The 21,476-nt window shown below is 42.9% G+C and carries 21 protein-coding genes; 15 read left to right on the forward strand and 6 right to left on the reverse strand.

Annotation, left to right across the window (positions count from 1 at the left end; translation table 11 throughout):
* Positions 1-95: 95 nt before the first annotated feature.
* On the forward strand, positions 96-1,670 hold the full coding sequence (gene guaA / locus ABMY45_RS20905; RefSeq protein ID WP_102057462.1) for a glutamine-hydrolyzing GMP synthase: 1,575 nt from the start codon (positions 96-98) through the stop codon (positions 1,668-1,670).
* A gap of 307 nt (positions 1,671-1,977) precedes the next feature.
* A complete protein-coding gene (locus ABMY45_RS20910; protein WP_349289457.1) occupies positions 1,978-3,165 on the forward strand; it encodes a tyrosine-type recombinase/integrase in 1,188 nt (395 codons plus the stop codon).
* Between the two features lie 26 nt (positions 3,166-3,191).
* On the opposite strand, the gene ABMY45_RS20915 is transcribed toward ABMY45_RS20910, so the two are convergent.
* From ABMY45_RS20915 to ABMY45_RS20930, 4 genes are all read right to left on the reverse strand, one after another.
* Positions 3,192-4,331: a reverse transcriptase family protein gene (locus ABMY45_RS20915; protein ID WP_349289458.1), complete on the reverse strand. Its 1,140-nt coding sequence runs from the start codon at positions 4,329-4,331 to the stop codon at positions 3,192-3,194.
* A complete protein-coding gene (locus tag ABMY45_RS20920) occupies positions 4,315-4,602 on the reverse strand; it encodes a helix-turn-helix transcriptional regulator (RefSeq protein WP_057552476.1) in 288 nt (95 codons plus the stop codon). Before ABMY45_RS20920 ends, ABMY45_RS20915 begins: the two co-directional genes overlap by 17 nt.
* 63 nt (positions 4,603-4,665) lie before the next feature.
* Complete coding sequence (locus tag ABMY45_RS20925; RefSeq protein ID WP_130241154.1) at positions 4,666-4,884, reverse strand: hypothetical protein; 219 nt, start codon at positions 4,882-4,884, stop codon at positions 4,666-4,668.
* Positions 4,885-5,308: 424 nt separating this feature from the next.
* Entirely contained in the window at positions 5,309-6,376 is a 1,068-nt protein-coding gene (locus tag ABMY45_RS20930) for a transcriptional regulator (RefSeq protein ID WP_285220715.1), read from the reverse strand.
* Between the two features lie 97 nt (positions 6,377-6,473).
* Here ABMY45_RS20930 and ABMY45_RS20935 point away from each other — a divergent pair, with 97 nt between their 5' ends.
* The 12 genes from ABMY45_RS20935 to ABMY45_RS20990 all read left to right on the forward strand — a co-directional run bounded on the left by ABMY45_RS20935 (position 6,474) and on the right by ABMY45_RS20990 (position 18,076).
* Positions 6,474-6,689, forward strand: coding sequence for an AlpA family phage regulatory protein (locus ABMY45_RS20935; protein ID WP_197712036.1), 216 nt, complete (start codon positions 6,474-6,476; stop codon positions 6,687-6,689).
* A 12-nt stretch (positions 6,690-6,701) separates the two neighbouring features.
* Entirely contained in the window at positions 6,702-7,697 is a 996-nt protein-coding gene (locus ABMY45_RS20940; protein ID WP_000172730.1) for a replication protein RepA, read from the forward strand.
* Between the two features lie 812 nt (positions 7,698-8,509).
* Positions 8,510-8,884 carry a conjugal transfer transcriptional regulator TraJ gene (gene traJ / locus ABMY45_RS20945; protein ID WP_001929520.1) on the forward strand — a complete coding sequence of 125 codons (375 nt, stop codon included), beginning with the start codon at positions 8,510-8,512 and terminating at the stop codon, positions 8,882-8,884.
* A complete protein-coding gene (gene traI, locus ABMY45_RS20950; RefSeq protein ID WP_349289459.1) occupies positions 8,881-10,641 on the forward strand; it encodes a TraI/MobA(P) family conjugative relaxase in 1,761 nt (586 codons plus the stop codon). Before traJ ends, traI begins: the two co-directional genes overlap by 4 nt.
* Positions 10,642-10,878: 237 nt before the next feature.
* The gene (trbJ, locus tag ABMY45_RS20955; protein ID WP_349289460.1) at positions 10,879-11,652 is read left to right on the forward strand and encodes a P-type conjugative transfer protein TrbJ; all 774 of its coding nucleotides are present in this window, start codon (positions 10,879-10,881) and stop codon (positions 11,650-11,652) included.
* A 2-nt stretch (positions 11,653-11,654) separates the two neighbouring features.
* Positions 11,655-11,852, forward strand: coding sequence for a hypothetical protein (locus ABMY45_RS20960; RefSeq protein WP_025795234.1), 198 nt, complete (start codon positions 11,655-11,657; stop codon positions 11,850-11,852).
* A 29-nt stretch (positions 11,853-11,881) separates the two neighbouring features.
* A complete protein-coding gene (gene trbL / locus ABMY45_RS20965; RefSeq protein WP_349289466.1) occupies positions 11,882-13,147 on the forward strand; it encodes a P-type conjugative transfer protein TrbL in 1,266 nt (421 codons plus the stop codon).
* Positions 13,148-13,202: 55 nt separating this feature from the next.
* Positions 13,203-13,400: a conjugal transfer protein TrbL gene (locus ABMY45_RS20970; protein ID WP_349289467.1), complete on the forward strand. Its 198-nt coding sequence runs from the start codon at positions 13,203-13,205 to the stop codon at positions 13,398-13,400.
* A gap of 20 nt (positions 13,401-13,420) precedes the next feature.
* Complete coding sequence (locus ABMY45_RS20975) at positions 13,421-13,675, forward strand: hypothetical protein (RefSeq protein ID WP_349289461.1); 255 nt, start codon at positions 13,421-13,423, stop codon at positions 13,673-13,675.
* A 131-nt stretch (positions 13,676-13,806) separates the two neighbouring features.
* On the forward strand, positions 13,807-14,595 hold the full coding sequence (locus ABMY45_RS20980; protein WP_144166405.1) for a hypothetical protein: 789 nt from the start codon (positions 13,807-13,809) through the stop codon (positions 14,593-14,595).
* Positions 14,588-17,875, forward strand: coding sequence for a DEAD/DEAH box helicase (locus tag ABMY45_RS20985; RefSeq protein WP_349289462.1), 3,288 nt, complete (start codon positions 14,588-14,590; stop codon positions 17,873-17,875). The genes ABMY45_RS20980 and ABMY45_RS20985 overlap by 8 nt, the downstream gene beginning before the upstream one ends.
* 15 nt (positions 17,876-17,890) lie before the next feature.
* Complete coding sequence (locus ABMY45_RS20990; protein WP_050927041.1) at positions 17,891-18,076, forward strand: hypothetical protein; 186 nt, start codon at positions 17,891-17,893, stop codon at positions 18,074-18,076.
* A gap of 371 nt (positions 18,077-18,447) precedes the next feature.
* Here ABMY45_RS20990 and ABMY45_RS20995 read toward each other — a convergent pair whose 3' ends face one another.
* Entirely contained in the window at positions 18,448-18,807 is a 360-nt protein-coding gene (locus ABMY45_RS20995) for a hypothetical protein (RefSeq protein ID WP_349289463.1), read from the reverse strand.
* A 131-nt stretch (positions 18,808-18,938) separates the two neighbouring features.
* On the opposite strand from ABMY45_RS20995, the gene ABMY45_RS21000 reads away from it, so the two are divergent.
* Positions 18,939-20,093 (forward strand): IS110 family transposase, encoded by a 1,155-nt coding sequence (locus tag ABMY45_RS21000; RefSeq protein WP_349289464.1) that lies wholly within the window; start codon positions 18,939-18,941, stop codon positions 20,091-20,093.
* Positions 20,094-20,498: 405 nt separating this feature from the next.
* Here the strand turns inward: ABMY45_RS21000 and ABMY45_RS21005 are convergent, their stop codons facing one another.
* Positions 20,499-21,311, reverse strand: coding sequence for a type II toxin-antitoxin system death-on-curing family toxin (locus tag ABMY45_RS21005; protein ID WP_349289465.1), 813 nt, complete (start codon positions 21,309-21,311; stop codon positions 20,499-20,501).
* Positions 21,312-21,476 lie beyond the last annotated feature (165 nt).

Consider the following 21,476-nt stretch of genomic DNA (forward strand, 5'->3'; position numbering starts at 1 on the left):
GTGTTTCTGGGCTAGCAAGTTGCTAGCCCTTATTACTTTTGATAGAGGCGCAATGCGGCTTTATCCTGTTTAGTTCCTAACTAACGAGATTATCAATGAGCAAAGATATCCACGATTCCCGAATTTTGATCTTAGACTTTGGTTCGCAATACACTCAGCTAATTGCACGTCGTGTACGTGAAATTGGTGTTTACTGTGAACTTTGGGCTTGGGATGTGACAGAAGAGCAAATCCGTGAGTTCAACCCTCAAGGTATCATTCTATCAGGTGGCCCAGAGTCAACGACGCTTGAAGGTAGCCCAAAAGCACCAGATTATGTATTCGAAGCAGGCGTGCCTGTACTGGGTATCTGTTATGGTATGCAGACGATGGCAATGCAGCTTGGTGGTCAGGTACATAGCTCAGATAAAAAAGAATTCGGCTACGCAAAAGTAGAGAAAGTAGGCGACTGTAAGCTATTTGAAGCGATTGAAGATCACATCGAAGATGGTGCTGGTTACCTAGACGTGTGGATGAGCCATGGTGATAAAGTTGCTAAAATTCCAGATACATTCAAAACTTCAGCGAGAACGGATACTTGTCCTCATGCGGCAATGTCTTGGGAAGAAAAGCGCTTCTACGGTGTACAGTTTCACCCAGAAGTAACGCATACTCAGCAAGGTTTGCGTTTACTAGAGCGTTTTGCAATTGATATCTGTGGGTGTGAAAAACTATGGACGCCTGAGCAAATCATTGAAGATGCAATTGAGCGTATCAAAGAGAAAGTAGGGGATGATGAAGTTATCCTTGGCCTATCTGGTGGTGTTGATTCATCAGTGGTTGCAATGCTTATTCACCGTGCGATTGGCGACAAGCTAACCTGTGTATTTGTTGATAATGGCCTACTACGCTTGAATGAAGGCCAGCAAGTAATGGATATGTTCGGTGATAAGTTTGGTCTGAACATCATCAAGGTAGAAGCTGAAGATCGTTTCCTTAATGCGCTTAACGGTTTAAATGACCCTGAAGACAAACGTAAAGCAATTGGTCACACCTTTATTGAAGTATTCGATGAGCAAGCCAGCCAGCGCGTGAATGCAAAATGGTTAGCACAAGGTACAATTTACCCTGATGTTATCGAATCGGCAGCATCTAAAACCGGTAAAGCACATGTGATCAAATCTCACCACAACGTGGGTGGATTACCTGAAGATATGGAGCTAGGTCTGGTTGAGCCACTACGTGAACTATTTAAAGATGAAGTTCGCAAGATTGGCCTAGAGCTTGGACTACCGTATGACATGCTTTATCGTCACCCGTTCCCAGGTCCAGGTCTTGGTGTTCGTGTGCTTGGCGAAATCAAGAAAGAATACTGTGACTTACTGCGCCGTGCTGACGCTATCTTCATTGAAGAGCTACATAAAGCGGACCTATACCACAAAGTATCTCAAGCATTCGCTGTGTTCCTACCTGTACGCTCTGTTGGCGTGATGGGCGATGCACGTAAATACGATTGGGTGATCTCACTACGTTGTGTTGAAACTATCGACTTTATGACAGCACGTTGGTCGCATTTACCATACGAGCTACTAGGCCACGTTTCAAACCGTATCATCAACGAAATTGATGGTATTTCTCGCGTGGTTTACGATGTATCAGGTAAGCCGCCAGCGACAATCGAGTGGGAATAATGATCCTTTAAGAAAGGTCTGGCATTAACAGGCACTAAATCAACCTTAAGTCCGCGTAATTGCGGACTTTTTTTGTTTTTAGCTTAGTCATTTTTGGCAATGTCTGGCAACGCCAAGCACGGTTTGACCGTGGTATTTTGATGGGTATGATTCATCGGTAATGCCATGGATTACGCCCGATACCATGCTGAGTGTTTTTGATGGGACATGGTATTAAATTTTCATATCTATCTGTTTTATAAATATTAATCTCTAGTTTTTTAGGGGTGTTTCAGCATGGTATTAAATAAGAATAATAGGTCGAAACATGCTGACTGATACCAAGCTACGCAATCTCAAGCCCAAAGATAAACTATACAAAGTCAATGACCGTGATGGCCTCTATGTTGCTGTCACCAAAGCGGGGTCTATCTCCTTTCGCTACAACTACTCAATCAATGGCAGGCAAGAAACCATCACCTTTGGACGCTACGGAGTAGGGGGCATCACGCTAGCAGAAGCGCGTGAGCGCCTCAATGAAGCGAAGAGAATGGTTATTGATGGAAAGTCACCGGCCAAAGAGAAAGCCCGTGCGAAGGCGAGAACGAAAGATGCTGAAACTTTTGGTGCCTGGGCTATAAAATGGCTGCGTGGCTATCAGGTGGCCGATTCTACCCGGGATATGCGTCGTTCAGTCTATGCCCGAGAACTTAAAGATAAATTTGGTAATTGGAAGCTCACAGAAATTACCCATGAAGATCTGCGAGCACTGACTGACGCGATAGTAGAGCGTGGCGCACCCGCAACGGCTGTACACACGCGTGATATTGTACTCCAGGTGTATAGGTGGGCGATTGAAAGAGGGCAGAAAGTTGAGAACCCGGCAGACCTGGTGAGGCCTGCAAGTATCGCTCGATTTGAACCAAGAGACCGAACGTTAACACCGGCTGAGATCGGTTTGATGTACCGATATATGGAAAAAGTAGGAACCACGCCTTCGATTCGTGCTGCGGTAAAATTGCTATTGCTAACTATGGTGCGCAAAAGTGAGTTAACCAATGCAACCTGGAATGAAATTAACTTTGGTGAAGCGTTGTGGACGATTCCGAAAGAAAGAATGAAACGGCGAAAGCCTCACCTGGTGTTTTTGTCACGCCAGGCGATGGACATTCTTATTGCCTTGAAGACATTTGCCGGCGGGTCTGATTATATTCTTCCTTCTCGTTATGACTCCGATGCCCCAATGAGCAGTGCGACAATGAATCGTGTATTGGCTCTAACGTACAAGGCTGCGCAGAAGGATGGGCAGTCACTAAGTAAGTTTGGGCCGCATGACCTGCGTCGAACAGCGAGTACTTTACTGCATGAGGCTGGATACAATACGGATTGGATAGAAAAATGCCTGGCACACGAACAGAAAGGAGTCTGGGCAGTTTACAACAAAGCTGAGTACCGAGAACAGCGCGCGGCCATGTTGCAGGATTGGGCTGACATGATTGATGAGTGGACTCGTTAAAGCTCAATTACGCTAGTTAATGTTGATTATATATTTGTATTACGAGATAGCTTTTTCTTAATTTTATCATTTGCAGATTTTTTTTCTGAGTTTATAACCATAGCTACTCTGCCACTAATTCTTTTTAGAATATATACTTTTGAACTAAATTGGGTTAGCTCTTTCTTTGACTTAACTTTTCGATATTTTCTAGCGTATTTTTTTGCCTCAGATTCGCTTATTCTACAAGTTATCAATGATAACTGTTCTTTTAATTTTCCTGCTTTTGAGTAACCTTGTTGCTGAAGAGTGTTTATGTGCCCGAGAATTGAACGGTATTTTTTAATAATATCTTCTATATTAAAGTTATTATCTACTATATGTTCATATGTGAATAGTAACTTCCTCACTTGAGATATTCTTTTATGGGAAGGATTAGTCTTTTTGGAGTTAACAGTGACATCGTGTACAGAAAGCCGAGATGAACACGAACTAAAATGGCTCTTTTTCTTAGACCTATGAGGCTTTACTCCAGATTTTCCGAATATGCGATAGATTTCTGATTTTAGATGAGGAATTAATTCATTGAATTCTTTCTCATCAGAGCTAATATGAATATCATCGTAGTAACGTGTATATCTTAGCCCTTGCTCTTGGCAATATTTAACAAGTTCTGGTTCATCTCGGTAGAATACTAGATTGGCTATTTCACCACTTAAGGGACTGCCTTGAACTAAATAGCCTTCTTTTGTACTTAGCTCGCTAAGTGCATTTGATACTTTAGGGGGAAAGCAGAAAAAGTGTTGAAAAATACGGTTGACTTCTTTGATACTAATTGACGGGAAAAAATTTCTTATATCCTCAGACATTAACATGCGTGAATTAATATGAACTTTTGCATTGTCGATATAACTTTTTCCTATTTGTCCTGCTGTTATATAGTCAGGATGCTCAACCTTATCAAAAATTCTTGATTTTATGGAATCTAAAACGGCACGAAGTTTTGGTTTTGCTTTGTATGTAATTCTTAGACTGCCATCATCTTTCTCAATTTTATTAGCTACGATATAGTCATTATTTGATGATACTATGAGCTTCTCAAGATCTTGTAACGGTAAATTCAATAAATTAGCTAAAGCTTCGATACTACCAATTGGTTTCTGTGTGTATTTAGGCTGTAGATTCACTTTTTACGATTTCTCTCGCTATTGATTTTAGACTTTCTGTAAATTCGGAGAAAGGACTATCAGAGGGCTCTTCACACATCAAAATAAGTATATTTAAAGGAACGTTAAGTGCTTTACTGATTCGAGATAATGATGATAAAGAAGGATCTCGCTTTTCATTTTCTATTTTGGATAGATAAGATTTATCCATATTAGCTTCTTCAGCCACCTGATTTAAAGATAGCCCACGTAGTTGCCTGAATTCTTTAATAGTTTTACCGATCGCTAACATAATTATATCTCTTAAATATTGGAGGATTTATTTGGCTGGTTGCACAGATCTAGTGAGCTTTTGTTACTCCAAGTCAATGAAACCAGCCGCCAATTTTATCAAGCTCAATACCTGAACAACCACTGACAACCACTTCATTTTGTTGGGCCTACTTGCCACTTTACTCATATTCTCAAGCTCTTCGATAGAATTATCGATTTTCTCAAGTGTGCTTTTGTCTACTGTATTAACGCATTTTTCACGAGCCTCTTTAAGACGCTCGATCGATTCTTTCAAATTCATATAATATTACCTTATATAAGTTGCACTAATCGGATACAGGATGTACCCCCTGCCAATTTGCACATCGTGGCCGAATAGAAATACAGTAGACAAACCAACCAATACCCCCAGAGAAGTGTATCTCTGGTTCTCCCCCTGCCTTCATCAAAGTTATTCAACTAAGCGATAAGGACCATCGACGTTCGATTTGAGCTTTGGCTCATCACGACCGCGTGCCGATAAGAATCCTTATGTGGGCTGGAAAGATAGTTCATTTTGAATTACTACAAATGAACGGCTGTTAGGCCATATGTCAGGCTCACAATTAAGGTAATTTTTGAAAGAGCGTTACAGATGATTTCATCTGCACTATGGATAGAATATATAGGGGTGGACTATTTGTCAACCCTTGATTGATCAATAGTCCTGAATGAAATTTTAGCGGCTAAATTTTCTCATTAGTTTTGGACGTTGGTAGCTGAAATTCTTCTCGAATCGTTCCCAAGGCCTTAGACACTGCCTGGTTTGACAACGGCTTACCCGTGATTTCACCCAGCAATATACCAATATCTTCATTAGATTTGTTCTGTTTGCGAAGAACCAGCATGCGTTTTTTATTGTCCGTTAGCCGAGAATCTACCATCTTTCGGGCTAAGTTGCGCAGTTCGGGCACATTAGTTGGGTCCAGTGAAGAGTCCAGCATGAAGTGGTAAAAGTACTCATCAATTAATCTATCTCCGGACTTAGCGTTATGACGGTCTGGATGCGCGATTTGGCGTCGTAATCTCAAGACTTCTTGCTCAAATTGTTCTGCAGAGCGTCTGGCTTGCTTATACAGAGAATTCCAAGAACCATCATGAAGCTTGGGACGATGGTTTAGACAGTAATTCGTACTCAGATCCGGTCGCTTTTTCTTTCCGTCTTTTTCATCATTGTCACGATCATTGTTTTCTCTCTCAATATATCCGTGTTTCGTCCATGTATGCATGAACTGTGAAAACTCTGTTGGGCTTCCACACAAGGCACACAGTCGTGTTTTTTTATCCGACTTTAAACTGATATCAGGCGCTAGTTTTGATCTATTAGGTTTTTTTCCTTCACAAATCATAAACAATGATTTGAGCATATCTTGAGTCGATATGAACAGTATGTCTTGCTCTGTATGGGAACTCTTGCCAACAAAGTCGCGTAAATAAAAATGAATTTGGTCGGCTGTATAACGAAAACCTCTCAACTTGATGAGGTCACTATAGTTACACTTTTCTCTTGAGATGGGGCAAAAGGACAAATACTGGTTTGGAAGGCTACTCAAGTATTCCGATACCACGGGATCAATCACCTGTTTAATCAAGTTTATGATGTTGTGGCTTCTAGACTCTTCCGAGTATGAATGCCATTTCTCCCTAAAAATGCGAATGGCATTTGCCACAGAGTTGTCAGAATTCTCCCAAACAGGAATATAAAACGGACCTAGTCGTTCTGACGCATCCATCTCAGTTTCAAATATTTTCATATCCAACTTTTTTGTCCAATGATTAGCCTAATCTACAGGCAGCTCCTGGCATTATCAACCCAAGAATGTTGAAAAGGAGAGGGGCATGAATCCATCAATGACAAACAAAACGCTGATAAATCGCAAAACCTTACTCAGCATGATCCCTTTGTCTGATCGAACCATCTATAACCTAGAACAGCGTGGTGAGTTTCCTCGTCGTATTGTTCTGACCAGCCGAAGTGTTGCTTGGGACCTAGCTGAAGTGGAGAACTGGATAGAAGAAAAGCGCAGGTCTGCGTTAAAAGCCGCAAGACCTGGTTTTATTTGGTAAGTCTGAGTTCACATGACGCTTAAAGATGTAACGGATGTTCAGGCTAGGGGAACTACTCGGCAAAAAAGTGCCTCGGGTGCCAGCGGTAAACTAGATCTAAGCACGAAATATATAGACAACATCATAGCAATCCAGGAGTGCAGTGCTCAGGAGGCTAATGAACTCGGTTTTATTGCTCGGCTTCTGATTCAAGCAACCATACCGCACAGTAAGCCAGAATCGAATGAGTGGAGTCGGAAGAATGGTAATTTCACAATGCACATGATGGCCCCCTCATCTGTAGGTTTGCCTTACGGTTGCTATGCACGTTTGCTTCTGGTTTGGATGACCACTCAAGCAGTAAGAAACAAGTCCAGATTGGATAAGGGTTATATCGGTGAGACAGAGGCGCGTAGGCTTGAATTAGGGAATTCTCAGAGAAGCTTTATGGCCGAACTAGGGTTATCGGGAACTGGGGGGAAAGATGGTTCTATTCCGCGTTTGCGTGAGCAGATGAGCAAACTTTTTAAAACCACCATTAGCGTTATGTTTACGGAACATAATGAAGGTGATGAATATATTTCTGAGGATGAGATTGGTGCCAGAGTAGCGGATGTTTCACATATATGGTGGAGCACAAAGCATCCAGATCAAAATTCATTATGGGGCTCTTGGGTAGATCTGTCGCCAAAGTTTTTTCAACTGATAACAGATAAACCAGTTCCTCTAGATATGAGGGTATTACGGTTGATTAAGCGTTCTCCTATGGCTCTCGATATATATTGCTGGGCAACATACCGAGTCAGCTATTTAAAACGTTCAACAGTCATTCCTTGGGAAGGGCTAATGGACCAAATAGGAGCCAATTATCCTAATACTTCTCAGGGGCATCGAGATTTCAGAAAACGGTTTCTCGACGGGCTTAAAAAGGTTCAATATGCATGGCCAGAGCTAGATGCTACTTCAACCGAAAAAGGATTGCTTTTGAAACCAAGTGCTCCGCAAGTACCTCGACGGACAAAGAGGTAGAGTGAGCGGCATGAAACATTATGTACGCACCATTCTTGATGTTATTAAGCCTGGGTATTTAGAAAGTTATCCACGCATGTTCTGTCCCGCTTTAAAGGGGGTATTTTGCGCATGTTCTGTCCCGGCTTACGCATGTTCTGTCCCGGAGTGCGCATGTTCTGTCCCGCGAAGTGCCAAAAATCTTTTTAATAACAGGTGGTTGTAGAACCCCCTATAGTACTTTCCTGTAGGTATACCTATATAAAAATTAACCTGTAGTTAAGCAAACAGATATTGTGGATAAGATTGATAAAATAAATGGCTTAAAACTGTCAATGAAATCATTTTTTTGGAAGTTATGTATTTTTAAATTAATGAAAATAAAGCGTTTTTTATTTTTTCTCCTTGGCGTCTAAACATTCATTGACACTTGAGGGGCAGTTAAACACGAAGGCTTTGAATTTAGCCTAGAGCGGAAAGTGTAGGAAAGCTGTGTTTTTCTGTGTCGTGATATTGAGTAAAGCCAATACAGATAAATCACTATAAGACCGCTATTTTAGCGCTATTAAATCACTATAAGTGCGGTGTCATACCGTGATAAGTGGCGGACTTATCGGTTAAACAGGTTTACACAGGAATAAACAGTTAAATACAGAGAAATGCACAAGGGCATGCATAACTTTCCGTGATAAAACCAAAGTTGAAATGCGGGCAGGATGTGTGAAGTAGGCCCTCCATGCAAGCATGGCGAAGCCTCTTCACTTATGACTTATTCGCACCTTCGGCACTCAACGTTGATCCTGCCCTGCGGGGGCCTGAGAGAGGATACACAGATGGAGAACAACACAAATAAGACGACGAGAAAGAATAGTCCTCCGATTAAGGTCTATTGCCTACCGGAAGAGCGTGCGCTGATCGAATCCATGTCAGCACAGGCGGGGCTCAGTGCTTCGACCTATTTGCGCGAAGTCGGCCAAGGCTATCGTATCCAGGGAATTACCGAAGCAGAGCATGTACGCGAGTTAGTGCGGGTTAATGGTGACTTAGGACGTCTGGGTGGATTGCTGAAGTTATGGCTTAGTAATGATGCCAAGGTGGCACATGTTGGGGCCAATACGATCTTGGCAGTGCTTAATCGTATCGAGGCGACGCAAGATCAAATGAGTTCACTTATGGAGTCTATTCTTCGCCCGAGGGCGGACCAATGATCGCCAAGCATGTACCGATGCGTTCTCAGGGGAAATCTGACTTTGCAGGCTTGGTGAATTACATCACCGATCACCAGAGCAAAGAACATCGACTTGGTAGCGTTCGTTTAAATAACTGTGAAGCGGAAACCGTGCGCGATGCGATCAGTGAGGTGTTGGCGACTCAGTTTGCGAACACCCGAGCAAAGAGTGATAAAACCTACCACCTCATAGTGAGCTTTCCTAATGGTGAACAGTTGGAAGCGCATACTTTAGCCGCGATAGAAGAGCGCCTTTGCCAAGGCTTGGGCTATGGCGAGCATCAGCGTGTCAGTGCTGTGCACAACGATACGGACAATCAACATATCCATATCGCGATCAATAAAATTCATCCTACGCGTAACACAATCCATGAGCCTTATTACCCACATAAAAAGCTAGCGGAAATGTGCGAGGCCATCGAGCAGGATTTTGGTTTGCAGCAGGATAATCACATACCGCGCAAGCGCGGGGCCGAATCGCGTGCCATGGATATGGAGCGGCATTCGGGTATTGAAAGCTTAGTGGGTTGGGTGAAGCGCGAATGCATGGACGAGATTAAATCAGCCAATAGCTGGCAGGCGTTGCACCAGGTCATGCAGGACAATGGTTTGCAGTTAAGAACCAGAGGAAATGGTCTAGTGATCGTTGCCGACGGTGAAGCGATCATCAAAGCAAGCACCTTAGGACGTGAGTTTTCTAAACCCAAACTCGAAGCGCGCCTTGGTCCCTTTGAAGCGACTGCATCGGATTCTGTTAAGCCGAGCCGCCAATATACACACCGACCTGTTCGCTTGAAGGTGAATACCACCGAGCTATATGCCCGTTATCAAGCAGAGCAGAAACATGCCGCAGAGAGTAAAACGCAAGCCCTTGAACAGGCTCGTCGTGATAAAGATCGACAGATTGATAACGCCAAGAGGAAAGGGCGTGGCCGTCGCGCAGCGATTAAGTTGACCGGTAGCAATAAGCTTACTAAGAAGCTTTTGTACAAACAGGCCAGCGATGCATTGAAAAGCGAGCTTGAGCGTATTCATAAGCGTTACCAAGAGCAACGGCAAACGATATATCAAAGCAATAAACGCCAAGCCTGGGCGGATTGGTTAAAAAGCCAAGCATTGCAGGGAGATAGCGAAGCCCTCAAAGCGCTACGTAGCCGAGAGTCTGCACAAAAGCTTAAAGGCAACACACTGAACGGGGATGCAGTTCAGGCAGAGCTCAAAGGAACGGTCGATACGATTACGAAAAAAGGCACCATTATTTATCGAGCAGGTAACAGCGCCGTGCGTGATGATGGTGAGCGTCTACAAGTGTCGACGGCTTCCAACCAAACCAGTGTCTTAGCTGCACTAAAGGTAGCAATAGAGCGTTACGGTAATCGTATTACCGTGAATGGTTCGCCTGAGTTCAAGGCGCGAGTAATCAAGGCGGCGGTAGATGGCAATCTGTCTATCAAATTTGCCGATCAAGGACTAGAACGCCGCCGTCAGGCATTAATAGCTCAGAACAAAAAGGCCAAACGGTCAGATAAGCACGGCGTGTTACCGATTGGCAAAGTGCCACCTTCACGCCGTGGCCGGTTGCAGAATCTATCTCAGTTAGAGGTTTTAGCTATTCAGTCAGGCCCTGTAACTGAAAAAGCGGCGGTCATGCCAGCACTAGAGCAGCGTAAAGCTAAGCTACAAGCTGAGCAGGCAGCTAAAAAAGCGAAACGACAACAAAAGAGCCGCTCACGTTGATGTGATGGCATAGGAATCGACGGAAGCCCTAACCGCTTCGGTTGGTAATGACACCGATGTTTAACCCTATTTGACCGCGCGTTTAACGGTGTCGCGCTGGTCGGGCGCCGAGATAGTAAGTGGCGAGCTAGCTCTGTACAGGCCCACATTCACCGCTGGTAACGGCAGGAGTAGAGATCAAGTTTCTACAGGTTGGTGAATGCAACTTTTAGTCATAACTACTAAGAGTAATTAACCATGCTAAAACGAAAAATTTTAGCGGCTAAAATTCCCGTGCTTGCCATCTCCTTGGCGTTAAACCTTTCTAATCCTGTATATGCGGGGATTCCGGTTGCTGATGGTACGAATCTAGTTCAGAACATTATGTCGGCAATGGAAGCTGTTACACAGACTGCTAAACAAATTCAGCAGTATCAAACCCAGTTGCAGCAGTACGAAAATATGCTGCAAAACTCGATGGCCCCAGCTTCTTATATTTGGGACCAGGCGCAGCGCACCATCAACGATCTGAACCAGGCGACCAACACGCTCGCCTATTACCAGAACCAGCTTGGCAGCCTCGATGCTTACCTAGGCAAGTTCCAGGACGTGGCCTATTACCGCAGCTCTCCTTGTTTCTCGGCAGCGGGGTGCAGCGATGCAGAACGGGCCGCAATGACCGAGAACCGACGCCTTGCGTCTGAATCGCAGAAAAAGGCCAACGACGCACTGTTTAGGAGTCTGGAGCAGCAGCAAGATAACTTGGAAGCCGATGCCCGTCAGCTTAACCGCCTGCAATCTGGTGCTCAGAGCGCGGACGGCCAATTGGCGGCTATTGGCTACGCTAACCAGCTCGCCAGCAACCAGGCTAACCAGCTCCTGCAAATCCGTAGCCTGCTGATTGCTCAGCAGAATGCCGTTGGCACTCGAATGCAGGCGGATGCTGACCGCGAAGCTCAATATCAAGCGTTTCGTGAAAGGTTGTTCGATATGGGCGAGCCAACCGACCGTTCAGAAAACAGGGGGTTTTAATCATGAAGAATATCACCCGAGTTTTTATCGTTAGCGCGTTGGCCTCTTTTGCTATGGTGGGGTGCGGCGAAGATGACGGGCCAAAGCCTGCAACGATCAACTGTGACAACCCGAACCTGACGAAAGAGCAGAAGGAAAAAGGGAACTGTCTTTGGGATATGGGCGAACCCACGGATCGCTCCAAGAACAAGGGGTTCTAATCATGATCAAGATATTTATTCGGCTTGTCATGCTCTTGGCAGTTGTACTTACTTCGCAAACAGCATCAGCGGCCATTGAGCCTAATGGTGTCTTAGATGAAGTGGCTGTGCGTTTCATGACAGCAAGTGCTACTTGGGGCACGGTAATTACAAACTATGCTGCCTGGCTATTCTGGACGCTGGGCACTATATCCCTTGTTTGGACTGGCGGGACCTTAATCCTTAAGCAAGCGGATATAAGGGAGTTTTTTGCCGAGTTCGTGCGCTTCATCTTGACGTTTGGTTTCTTTCTCTGGTTACTCAGAAACGGCCCAGACTTTGCCACGTCAATTATCGATTCATTGAGAACGATCGGTGCTCAAGCCGGTGGCCTTTCGAGAGACCTAACCCCGTCAGAGCCTATTAGTATTGCGTTCGACATTATTGTGAAAGCTGGTAAGTCATACAGCATCACCAGCCCGATAGATAACTTGTCTATCTTCTTAATCACGCTAGCAATTTTGGCATGTATGGCGGTAGTGGCGGCAAATGTGTTGTTGGCTTTGGTGACGGCTTGGATATTGGTCTATGCCGGTGTTTTCGTGTTGGGGTTTGGTGGTTCGCGTTGGACTTCAGATATAGCAATCAACTACTTCAAAAGTGTATTAGGCGTTGCTTTGAAATTGATGACAATGACGTTGCTTATTGGCATTGCCATGTCGATCATGGACGGTTTCTATGCCGATCTATCCAATGATGCTCCCATGCGTGAATTGTTGGTGATCTTTGTCGTTTCATTGGTTCTCGTGATGCTCATTCACTCCGTTCCCAATGTGGTCGCTAGCCTGATTCCTGGAGGTGGTACGGCGACGGGTGCTGGCAGTATTAGTGCTGGGGCGATGGCCGGAGCGGCTGTTGCCACTGGTGGTATGGCTGCCGGTGCCGCAATGGCTACCGCCGGCGGTGCGTCTGCTATTCAGGCTGCATTTACAAAAGCGGGTGAGAACGTAGCGAATAATACTGATGTTATGTCGAGCCTGGGCGGTGCATTTAGTGGCGGTGGTGATTCTGACGAGGCTGGCTCCTTCTCCCAAGCTTCCGGTCAATCTTCTAGCGGTGGCGAATCCTCTGGCGGCTTTAAAGGTAGCGCTGTAAAAGCGGGGCGTATTGCTGCGGATACCGGTGCGAATTTGATGAAGGGAATGGGTGATATGGCCGCGGATAGAATCAGCGGCACTACCGGAGGTCGTCTAGCTAGTTCGATCCGAAACAATATGAAAGATAACGCGGATGATGACGATAAGGAGGGGGACTGACGAGGCTTCCCCTGCATTTGACAACGATAGCTTAGGCGGTGGCGGCACTGGCTGGATGAATCAAACTGGCGGCTTTGATGGCCTATCCAGTGAAGATCAAGAAGAAGCCCGCCAAGCACACGCAGAATGGCAAGAGCGCGATCCGGAAAAGCACACCTTCGACATTGAATACTACGTTTCATACGCTCAGGAACGCCAGCAGGAGCGCAACGAAGAGGTTGCCAGTTTTGTTAAAAAAGGCCGCATGGCCTAACTAGATAAGGATTACTGATTATGGAGTTTAGCTTTCCACCTCAAAACCTTGCGGAGGTATTTGGTTTCTTTGCAGTGATGTTCATTGTGATGCTGGCCTTCTATTTTTTGGGGCAGTGGCTGCACAGTACCGGACACGGCCCGAAGATGAAAGCCATTGCCGACACAATGGAGGTATTTCAAAACAGGTTGGCCGGACGTGCTTACAAGGACATGACGAGATCGGTCGATCAAATCGACAAAATGAGACGCTGGCTGTTTGGTCACCACAAGTAGTCAGAAAGTACACGTGCACCGGCCTGAATTTTCACCAATACGGAATATGAAACATGATCTATTCCATAGCATTCGTTGATATGAAATCATAATATGTTCATAAAGTTAACTAACATAAAGTGTGACCTGTTATGCCAATTTCATTTAAACCGATTGAAGAAAAAGATAGTTGGTTTGGGGCGGCTTGGTCAGTTGATGATGAAGATGAATTAGCTAGCATCATCGCTCGTGTTGCTATTGGGCAGTCTAGGGTTGCGGAGAGAATTCTTAAAGCTACCAGTTCTTCTCACGTTAATTACCCAAAAAGCGGATATGATGCTGCCAGACAGCTATTGACAGTTAAGTCAGGCGAAAAGCCATATCATAGAGATGGTTGGGTGTTTCAGGTTATTTCATGGGTAGCAGCTCACCAATCCTATAAAAACGCTTATATAAGAGCGCCTCAAATGATTAAAGCAGATAAAGGCCTAGATGGTTTTCTTATTGAAAATGACTCTAAAGGTATATCAAAAGCCGTTATTCTTGAGGATAAAGCTACAGAGAACCCAAGGAATAAAATAAAAAATTCAGTTTTACCCGAATTTGAAATCTTTGAAAAAGGTGAGCGAGATAACGAGCTAATCGCTTCAGTAGTATCATTACTTGAGCGGTCGGGATGTGCAGACCCTGATAGTGTAGTCGCTGAGATCTTATGGGATGAAAAGCGAGCATATCGAATTGCTGTAACTGTTGGAGACTCCCATTCTACCCAAACAGGATTGCGGGGCTTATTTAAAGACTATGATGTTTCAGTTGTTGGTGATCGGAGCAAGCGTAGGGGGGATATTCTCCACAAAAATAGCTTTAGAAACTGGATAGACATATTGTCCAAAAAGGCAATAGCGATTATCAATATGGAAGAGAGTAACAGTAATGTATGATTCAATAACCTCACAGTTAATTCAGTCTACCCCCGATCTTCCTGGATTAGATCGAGAGTCTCTTCCTGACTACTTATCTAAAGCATATGCTGAAATTGTTTCTAGTCGTGTCTTATTGAGAAATGGAGAGGCTAATATAGACGACTTGATTGAAACGGTTAAATTTTCTTTGCGTTTAGCAAGAACCAATGAGGCTTTAGTTTCAATATCCCCCGAACGTGAAGATAAAAAATCTGCAAGCTTTGTTGCCGCTACAGCATACCAATTAGCCTATCAAGCAACCGTATTACGCCATTCTAATATTACTTATTCATATATTGGTTTGAAATCTATCAGCCCAGATGTATCAGCAATGCTACTATTTCTCATTGCTGAGGCATTTGCGGATGCTTCAGAAATAAGCCGCATAATAAAGTTACCAGAAAATGATTTACTACAGCGTGAATTAATATGGCATTTAATAATGCTATCTCAAGGAAATGTGGAAAAAATTACTGCCCGTAGACGTCCTTCTCAAAAAAAACTTGTAATAGGAGAAGGCGGTCAATTGGCCAGTAATGCTTTATATTATAGAATTTTACGTGGTGTTCGCGCTCTTGCTTTTATTTTACAAGGGCGTCGTATTAAAGGAATGGCTGATCCAATTGCTGTTTTTTCTGAAGTAAAAGAATTAGCATCATCAACCGTTGATATTCCCTTCCAATCTAAAACTCTCGAGAGTCAAGAACTCTTTCCCGGACCATTTCATTTAGCTAGCTTATTAATAGCTACAGGAAATGCATTGTTGGATAGTGCTGTCGTAAAAATACTACCTCCCAATGGAGTTGATAAAGGATTATGGCTAGATGCTATGAAGGCTGTGGCAAGTACTCGTCCATACCTATGGAAAAATCATAAGGATGCGATTGAACGTGGTTATTTAAATAGTGGTGTATCCGCAGCAATTGGTTTTCCTACCGGTTCAGGGAAATCAACAACAGCACAACTTAAGCTTCATGCGACTCTACTTAGAGGGTGTAAAGCTGTATTTTTAGCTCCTACACATGCTCTAGTGGACCAGACTGCTCGAGATTTGAAAAAGGTATTTCCAAGAGCTGGAGTCAAAGGAGAGAGAGCTGATGATTTTGGTCTGTTAGATAGCGGTAATGACTTGCCAGATATAATGGTAATGACTCCAGAAGCATGTCTACTTGCAACACATTTGGATCCCGAAAGGTTTGTTGATGTTGGAGTATTCATTTTCGATGAATGCCATTTAATACATCCTAAAAGCAGTGAAGATAGACGTGCTATAGATGCAATGCTATGTATTCTAGGGTTTGTTAGAGTGGCTCCTGATGCCGATATTGTATTAATGTCTGCAATGATGAAGAATACGAAAGAATTAAGTCATTGGCTATCTGAGTTAACTAACCGTTTATCTATCTCGTTAGATAACTCCTGGAAACCTACTCGTCAATTAAGAGGTTGTATAGTTTATGACTCCAATCGTTTAAGCACACTTGAAAATCTACTCAGGAACGAGAGAACAAAAAAAACTAAAGGTAGCGTCCCAGCTAAGTTAAAGCGACAATTAACAGCTACACCATTAGCATTTTTTAGTGTTAAACAAACCTGGGCTTCTATGGACCGTCGTGACTACGCAAAAGTCCCTTTTTCCTCAAAATCATTAGAGCTATCAACGAATTCCCGATGGGGGCTCACTCCAAACTCTGGAGTTGTTGCATCTTCGATAGCCGCCGAAGCAGCTAAGGCAGGCATTAGAACTCTAGTATTCTCGCAATCAATTCCAAACGCAGTATCAATAGCCGAAAAAGCATCGACTAAAATTTCTCCGTGTAGTTTAGATTTAACAGGTGATGAAAAAAAAGCTTATGAGATTGCAGTAGATGAAATAGGTTCTCCTGAAAAGCTGTATATAAAGCTGAGTAATGGAAAACTTGTAAATCGCGCTGGATGTCATCATGGGCAGTTATTACCAGAAGAAAGATTTCTCGCAGAGTCATTATACAAACGTGAAGGAGCATTAGCTGTATTGGCCGCTACACCAACTTTAGGTCAAGGGATGAACTTGCCTGCGGATTTAGTAATCATTGCCGAAGATAGTCAGTTTAATATGGCTTCTGGTAGTCGTGATATCCTCAAACCAGAAGATTTATTGAACTCAGCTGGGCGAGCTGGAAGAGCTGGTGAAAGTGCTACAGGTATTGTATTAGTAATTCCAGGGAAAGTCGTAGGACTAAATGATCAAGAAAGGACAATAGGAAACCGTTGGACCACCCTCCGTGAAATCTTTGGCCAATCAGATCAGTGTATTATTTTGGATGATCCTCTAACATCGATAATGGACCGTATCCACAATCAAGTAGAAGAAGTTGGAGATCTAGAACGATATGTAGTTGCAAGGCTAGCTGAGGCAGAAAAAGACGAAGAGGGAACATCAGAAGTAACTCATGGATTAAAAAGAAGCTTTGCGGCTTTTAGACAAAAGCAAAAGGGCAATACTGAGTGGATTGTTAGTCGAATAGCTGCCGCTCGATCTATTCTAGATAATAATGATGTTGATTCCAGTGAGGAATCTCAGGCATTACGCGATCTAGCTTCTATGTTAGGTATGCCTGAAGATGTATTAAAAGAACTTGTTGATTCTTTGGTTTCTGATGATTTTACAAGCTTTGAAACAGTAGAGCGATTTGTTAAATGGATGTTTGATTGGCTTTCTAGGCATCCTCACAGTATGTATCGTCTTTTAAAGCCAGAGAATTTCGAGTCACTATTTGATAATAGTTATAATTCGCTACAGGATGATGTTGAAAAAGCAAAATTCGCAATTCCTTTGATATCTTCTGGTCTATCTCTGTGGATGCAGGGTAAGACGCTGATTGAAATACAAAAAGTTTTTTCTTCAAAAACAAGAGATTTGAAATACACCACAAGTGCAAGAAAGTTTGTTATCAGAATGGTTCCTGACTTAGCACATTTAATGAGTGTACCTCTTCAGGTTTTGCTAAGGTATGTCAACGATGGAACTACAAATTTGTCAGATGCTAGTCCCGCATTAAACTATGCTAGCCTTGCCGTCAGGAGAGGGCTGAATAGCGCTGAAATGGTCGCTTATGCTGTTCAGAAAGAAGGTAAAAGCTCGTCTCGCCGTGAGTTACATAGAGGCTTTTTAAAGATTCAACCATACCTAGGTAATGCTGGTGTCGGTGAAAAATTGATAGAATTAGAATCGCGTGTTAAACATGCTATGTTGCAAAAAAATACCAGCTGGGACTAAAAGAGTTTAGTAATAATGAAAGTAGACAAGCCATATGTATATAAACTGACTGAAACTCAGATTGATGAGCTTCGTCGTGATATGGCCGAGTCTTCAGCTTGGGCCAAGGCAGAGCTAAAACGCCGACGAACTGCAAAAAATCAAAAAAATTCTGCGCATGGTATCGATGATGGTATTGAGAAAAGTCACCTTTCTAACTAGCTGTTATATAGATTTATTTTCTGCTCATTGATATTCGAGTGGGAATAGACTTGGTTGTAAAAACCTAACCTAGCTTTCGTTAGATTAATAAAAGGCCAGCCAGTATTTCTGACTGGCCTTTTTTATCAATTTTTACTTTCTTAAAAAGCCTTGCGGAGGTATTTGGTTTCTTCGCAGTGATGTTTATAGTGATGCTGGCCTGCTATTTTTTGGGCTGTGACTAAATAGCACCAGGCCGCATTTTCATATACATCAAACCGGTTATGTTGAGGCTGTAACTTGTTTTTGGGCAGAAACAATTAATTAAGAGCCGAAGGATATCTCTGTGTCAGAAGCGGACGGTGGTAACGTCCCGTAGCTTTATTGGCTTGTTATACGTTTAATATATTTGGCTTCCATCCCGATACCTCACTAAATGAAATACCATTAATGTTTTCCTTTTCAACAAAGATTTCATCAGTATTAAAATCATTAATCAGAATTGCGCCATTACCGTTTATATAAATCCGATGCCCAATCAAAGGAATATACAACCCTTTCTTTCCATATTCTTGCACCGTTTTTTCGGTGACTTCTGAGATGACCATTTTCTTTTCATCAGTTGGAGCATGTTTGTCTTCGATACTTTTAAGTAACTCAGACATCAAATCTCTCGCCCCTTTAGCTGTAGATTCTCCCTCACTCTCTTGTAGTTTGATTCTAAATAATTCTAGCCTTTCACTCTTTCCCATAATGAGTCCTCTCTATACGTATAGACATAATGACTCCCACACGGTGCTAGCCTCCGCTTTTTCGTGGGTTAGCTTAATACAAAGCCAGAGCCATAATTAGTTTGTCAAATAACTAAACAGCAGAGGCTAGCATGAACAAACATAACATACTTTTTATCGGACTTGATACACATAAAGAATTCAATGAAGTCGCCTATATTGAAGACCATCGAGGCGCACAACCTGTGCACTTTGGTAGAGTAACATCATCTAAAATAGCCGTTAAAAAACTAGTTCGTCACTTTGAATCTAAATACCCTGATGCAACTCTTCACTTTGTCTATGAGGCTGGCCCCTGCGGTTACTGGATTTATCGGTTAATCACTAGCCTTGGTCATTGCTGCTATGTGGTTGCCCCTTCTCTCATTCCTAAAAAACCTGGCGAGCGTGTAAAAACTGACAAACGTGATGCACTTAAACTAGCTAAATTACTTAAGTCTGAAGACTTAACCCCTATTTATGTACCTGAGCCGGAAGATGAAGCTATTCGTGATTTATCTCGTGCTCGAGAAGTTGCGATGAAAGATTTAAAAGATGCAAAGTACCAGCTAAAAGCAATGCTTCTTCGCAACAACATTAACTATGCTGGCACAGCAAACTGGTCTCTCAAACACTTACGTTGGCTCACAGAACTGGTATTGCCACATCCTGCACAACAAATCGTTTTACAAGAGTTTATTCAAACTATAAACGAGCGAACTGCACGATTGGAGCGACTCGACAATGAGCTCTCTCATCATGTTTATCAATGGCGTTACTACCCTGTAGTTAAAGCAATCCAAGCTATGCGCGGCGTTCGCTTACTCGTGGCCGCTGGTATTGTCGCTGAGCTTGGTGATTTAACCCGCTTCGACCATCCGCGAAAACTCATGAGTTATCTTGGGCTCGTTCCGAGTGAACACTCGAGTGGTGGTAAAAGGCATATTGGCGCAATTACTAAATGTGGCAATGGTCGTGCAAGGCGCTTATTAGTCGAAGGTGCTCACAGTTACCGTCATGCAGCCAACATATCGACTGAGTTACAAAAACGACAAGAAGGCTTACCAAAGCAACTTATTGATATTGCATGGAAAGCACAATTAAGGCTCTGTAAACGTTATAAAAAGCTTATAAATAAAGGCAAGCATTACAACCTCGTTGTCACCGCTATTGCCCGTGAAATGATTGCTTATATCTGGGCAATAGCAAAACAGGTTGTGCTCTCACCGGTAAATCCCAAATTAAGATTATCCAGAGTACCAGCTTAAAGTGAACGAATTAGAGTTAATGTATTGGGTCAAGCATCGGGTGTGGCACAACCACCGACGGCGTTAGGATGGCAATGCAGCTAACGCAGCATTGAACCACGAACATAGACTGAAAACAGGTGCCACGTCGAGTTAAGTAAGGTCTGCTCTGCTCATAAAAATGAGTAACCAACGAATACCAGCAAGAAAACCGACGAAATTACTTGCTTCATCCTATGCATTAACTCTCTCTAATTCGAGTTAAGAAATTATGGCTTAAAGTTAGGCAAGGATCAGTGTGTTTAACTTGACAGTGGGAGTCATACCAACGCCGCAAGCAACGGCTATTTTTAGCAGGCTATAATGAGAAGCGAAGCGGAAGCAGCCTGCTAAAAATTGTCCGCTTGACTTGCTTTGTTATAAGCCCTACGTTTTGGCTAATCGTTTTAAAGTTTTTTTATATTTCATAATAAACATGTCTGGGTTAGACTCTTGCCCATAGAATAACTCTGAGTCAATTCCATTTTCTGGCATTAACCTACCGTTCTTTCTAATTGTACGCATAACCTTTTTACCTACATATGCACCATCTTTAAAAAATGGTATGTTTGCGATAACTTTTTCTTCTTCTACTTCTTCAGTCCAAAAGAAGTTCTTTTTCTTTTTGACCTTTTCTTTTTTAATGACATCGACGAGATTGTTTTTTGGATTTCCAAATTCAATACCAAAAGGCTTTAATCTTTGTTTTAGTTCCCTAAAAGTAATCCAGCGCTCAGATTTTTGAACTTTTCTAGTCCTAGATTTAATCCACTTTACCATTGCTGCTATTTCTAAATCTGAACCATCACCTTTGTATTTTTTAGGTAGAAAACCTCTTTTCGCTACCTTAACCATAAATTTATACATGTCGTCTTGAGTAGCACGATCATTAAAAGTTAGACCATTACCGTCCAAGTGACATAAAAGCACAACTAATGCTGTTCTTTTATTACCGTTGTGCAATGAGTGATTACAACAAATGCCATAACATAGACTAGCTGCATTCTCTATAGGGGTTTTGTATTTGTAATAACCACTAAAACCAGACCATTGTCGACTCACTGCAGACTCTAATAACCCCTGACTTTTGACGCCCGGAGGTGAAATTGGATCTTCTGAGTTCTCAAAATCTTTAGTCAAGGTATCATGAATAGATACCACCTCTTCTACAGAAAGGGTTTTAATTCCATTAACTACCAAACTTAATTTTTCCTCGCACTTATCGGGGCTTATAACACTTTAGTATTTATGCGACACGCAGTTTGTGTTGCATAATCGCTTGTTGGACTGAGCTGCTACCTGCTCGGTGTGACAGAGTTGGTGTTGTTTATGCTATAGGAATTTGCTTTTTAGAGGCTCTCACTT

It is taken from the genome of Pseudoalteromonas sp. XMcav11-Q (assembly GCF_040104525.1).
GTDB lineage: Bacteria > Pseudomonadota > Gammaproteobacteria > Enterobacterales > Alteromonadaceae > Pseudoalteromonas.

What these genes read in the sequence shown, in the direction of transcription:
- trbJ (WP_349289460.1), top strand. Translation starts at nt 10,879, where the DNA reads ATGCTAAAACGAAAAATTTTAGCGGCTAAAATTCCCGTGCTTGCCATC.
- ABMY45_RS20975 (WP_349289461.1), top strand. Translation starts at nt 13,421, where the DNA reads ATGGAGTTTAGCTTTCCACCTCAAAACCTTGCGGAGGTATTTGGTTTC.
- ABMY45_RS20990 (WP_050927041.1), top strand. Translation starts at nt 17,891, where the DNA reads ATGAAAGTAGACAAGCCATATGTATATAAACTGACTGAAACTCAGATT.
- ABMY45_RS20930 (WP_285220715.1), bottom strand. Translation starts at nt 6,376, where the DNA reads ATGAAAATATTTGAAACTGAGATGGATGCGTCAGAACGACTAGGTCCG.
- ABMY45_RS20995 (WP_349289463.1), bottom strand. Translation starts at nt 18,807, where the DNA reads ATGGGAAAGAGTGAAAGGCTAGAATTATTTAGAATCAAACTACAAGAG.
- ABMY45_RS20940 (WP_000172730.1), top strand. Translation starts at nt 6,702, where the DNA reads ATGACGCTTAAAGATGTAACGGATGTTCAGGCTAGGGGAACTACTCGG.
- ABMY45_RS20985 (WP_349289462.1), top strand. Translation starts at nt 14,588, where the DNA reads ATGTATGATTCAATAACCTCACAGTTAATTCAGTCTACCCCCGATCTT.
- ABMY45_RS20935 (WP_197712036.1), top strand. Translation starts at nt 6,474, where the DNA reads ATGACAAACAAAACGCTGATAAATCGCAAAACCTTACTCAGCATGATC.
- ABMY45_RS20910 (WP_349289457.1), top strand. Translation starts at nt 1,978, where the DNA reads ATGCTGACTGATACCAAGCTACGCAATCTCAAGCCCAAAGATAAACTA.
- ABMY45_RS20925 (WP_130241154.1), bottom strand. Translation starts at nt 4,884, where the DNA reads ATGAATTTGAAAGAATCGATCGAGCGTCTTAAAGAGGCTCGTGAAAAA.
- trbL (WP_349289466.1), top strand. Translation starts at nt 11,882, where the DNA reads ATGCTCTTGGCAGTTGTACTTACTTCGCAAACAGCATCAGCGGCCATT.
- traI (WP_349289459.1), top strand. Translation starts at nt 8,881, where the DNA reads ATGATCGCCAAGCATGTACCGATGCGTTCTCAGGGGAAATCTGACTTT.
- ABMY45_RS20980 (WP_144166405.1), top strand. Translation starts at nt 13,807, where the DNA reads ATGCCAATTTCATTTAAACCGATTGAAGAAAAAGATAGTTGGTTTGGG.
- traJ (WP_001929520.1), top strand. Translation starts at nt 8,510, where the DNA reads ATGGAGAACAACACAAATAAGACGACGAGAAAGAATAGTCCTCCGATT.
- ABMY45_RS20920 (WP_057552476.1), bottom strand. Translation starts at nt 4,602, where the DNA reads ATGTTAGCGATCGGTAAAACTATTAAAGAATTCAGGCAACTACGTGGG.
- guaA (WP_102057462.1), top strand. Translation starts at nt 96, where the DNA reads ATGAGCAAAGATATCCACGATTCCCGAATTTTGATCTTAGACTTTGGT.
- ABMY45_RS20970 (WP_349289467.1), top strand. Translation starts at nt 13,203, where the DNA reads ATGAATCAAACTGGCGGCTTTGATGGCCTATCCAGTGAAGATCAAGAA.
- ABMY45_RS20960 (WP_025795234.1), top strand. Translation starts at nt 11,655, where the DNA reads ATGAAGAATATCACCCGAGTTTTTATCGTTAGCGCGTTGGCCTCTTTT.
- ABMY45_RS21000 (WP_349289464.1), top strand. Translation starts at nt 18,939, where the DNA reads ATGAACAAACATAACATACTTTTTATCGGACTTGATACACATAAAGAA.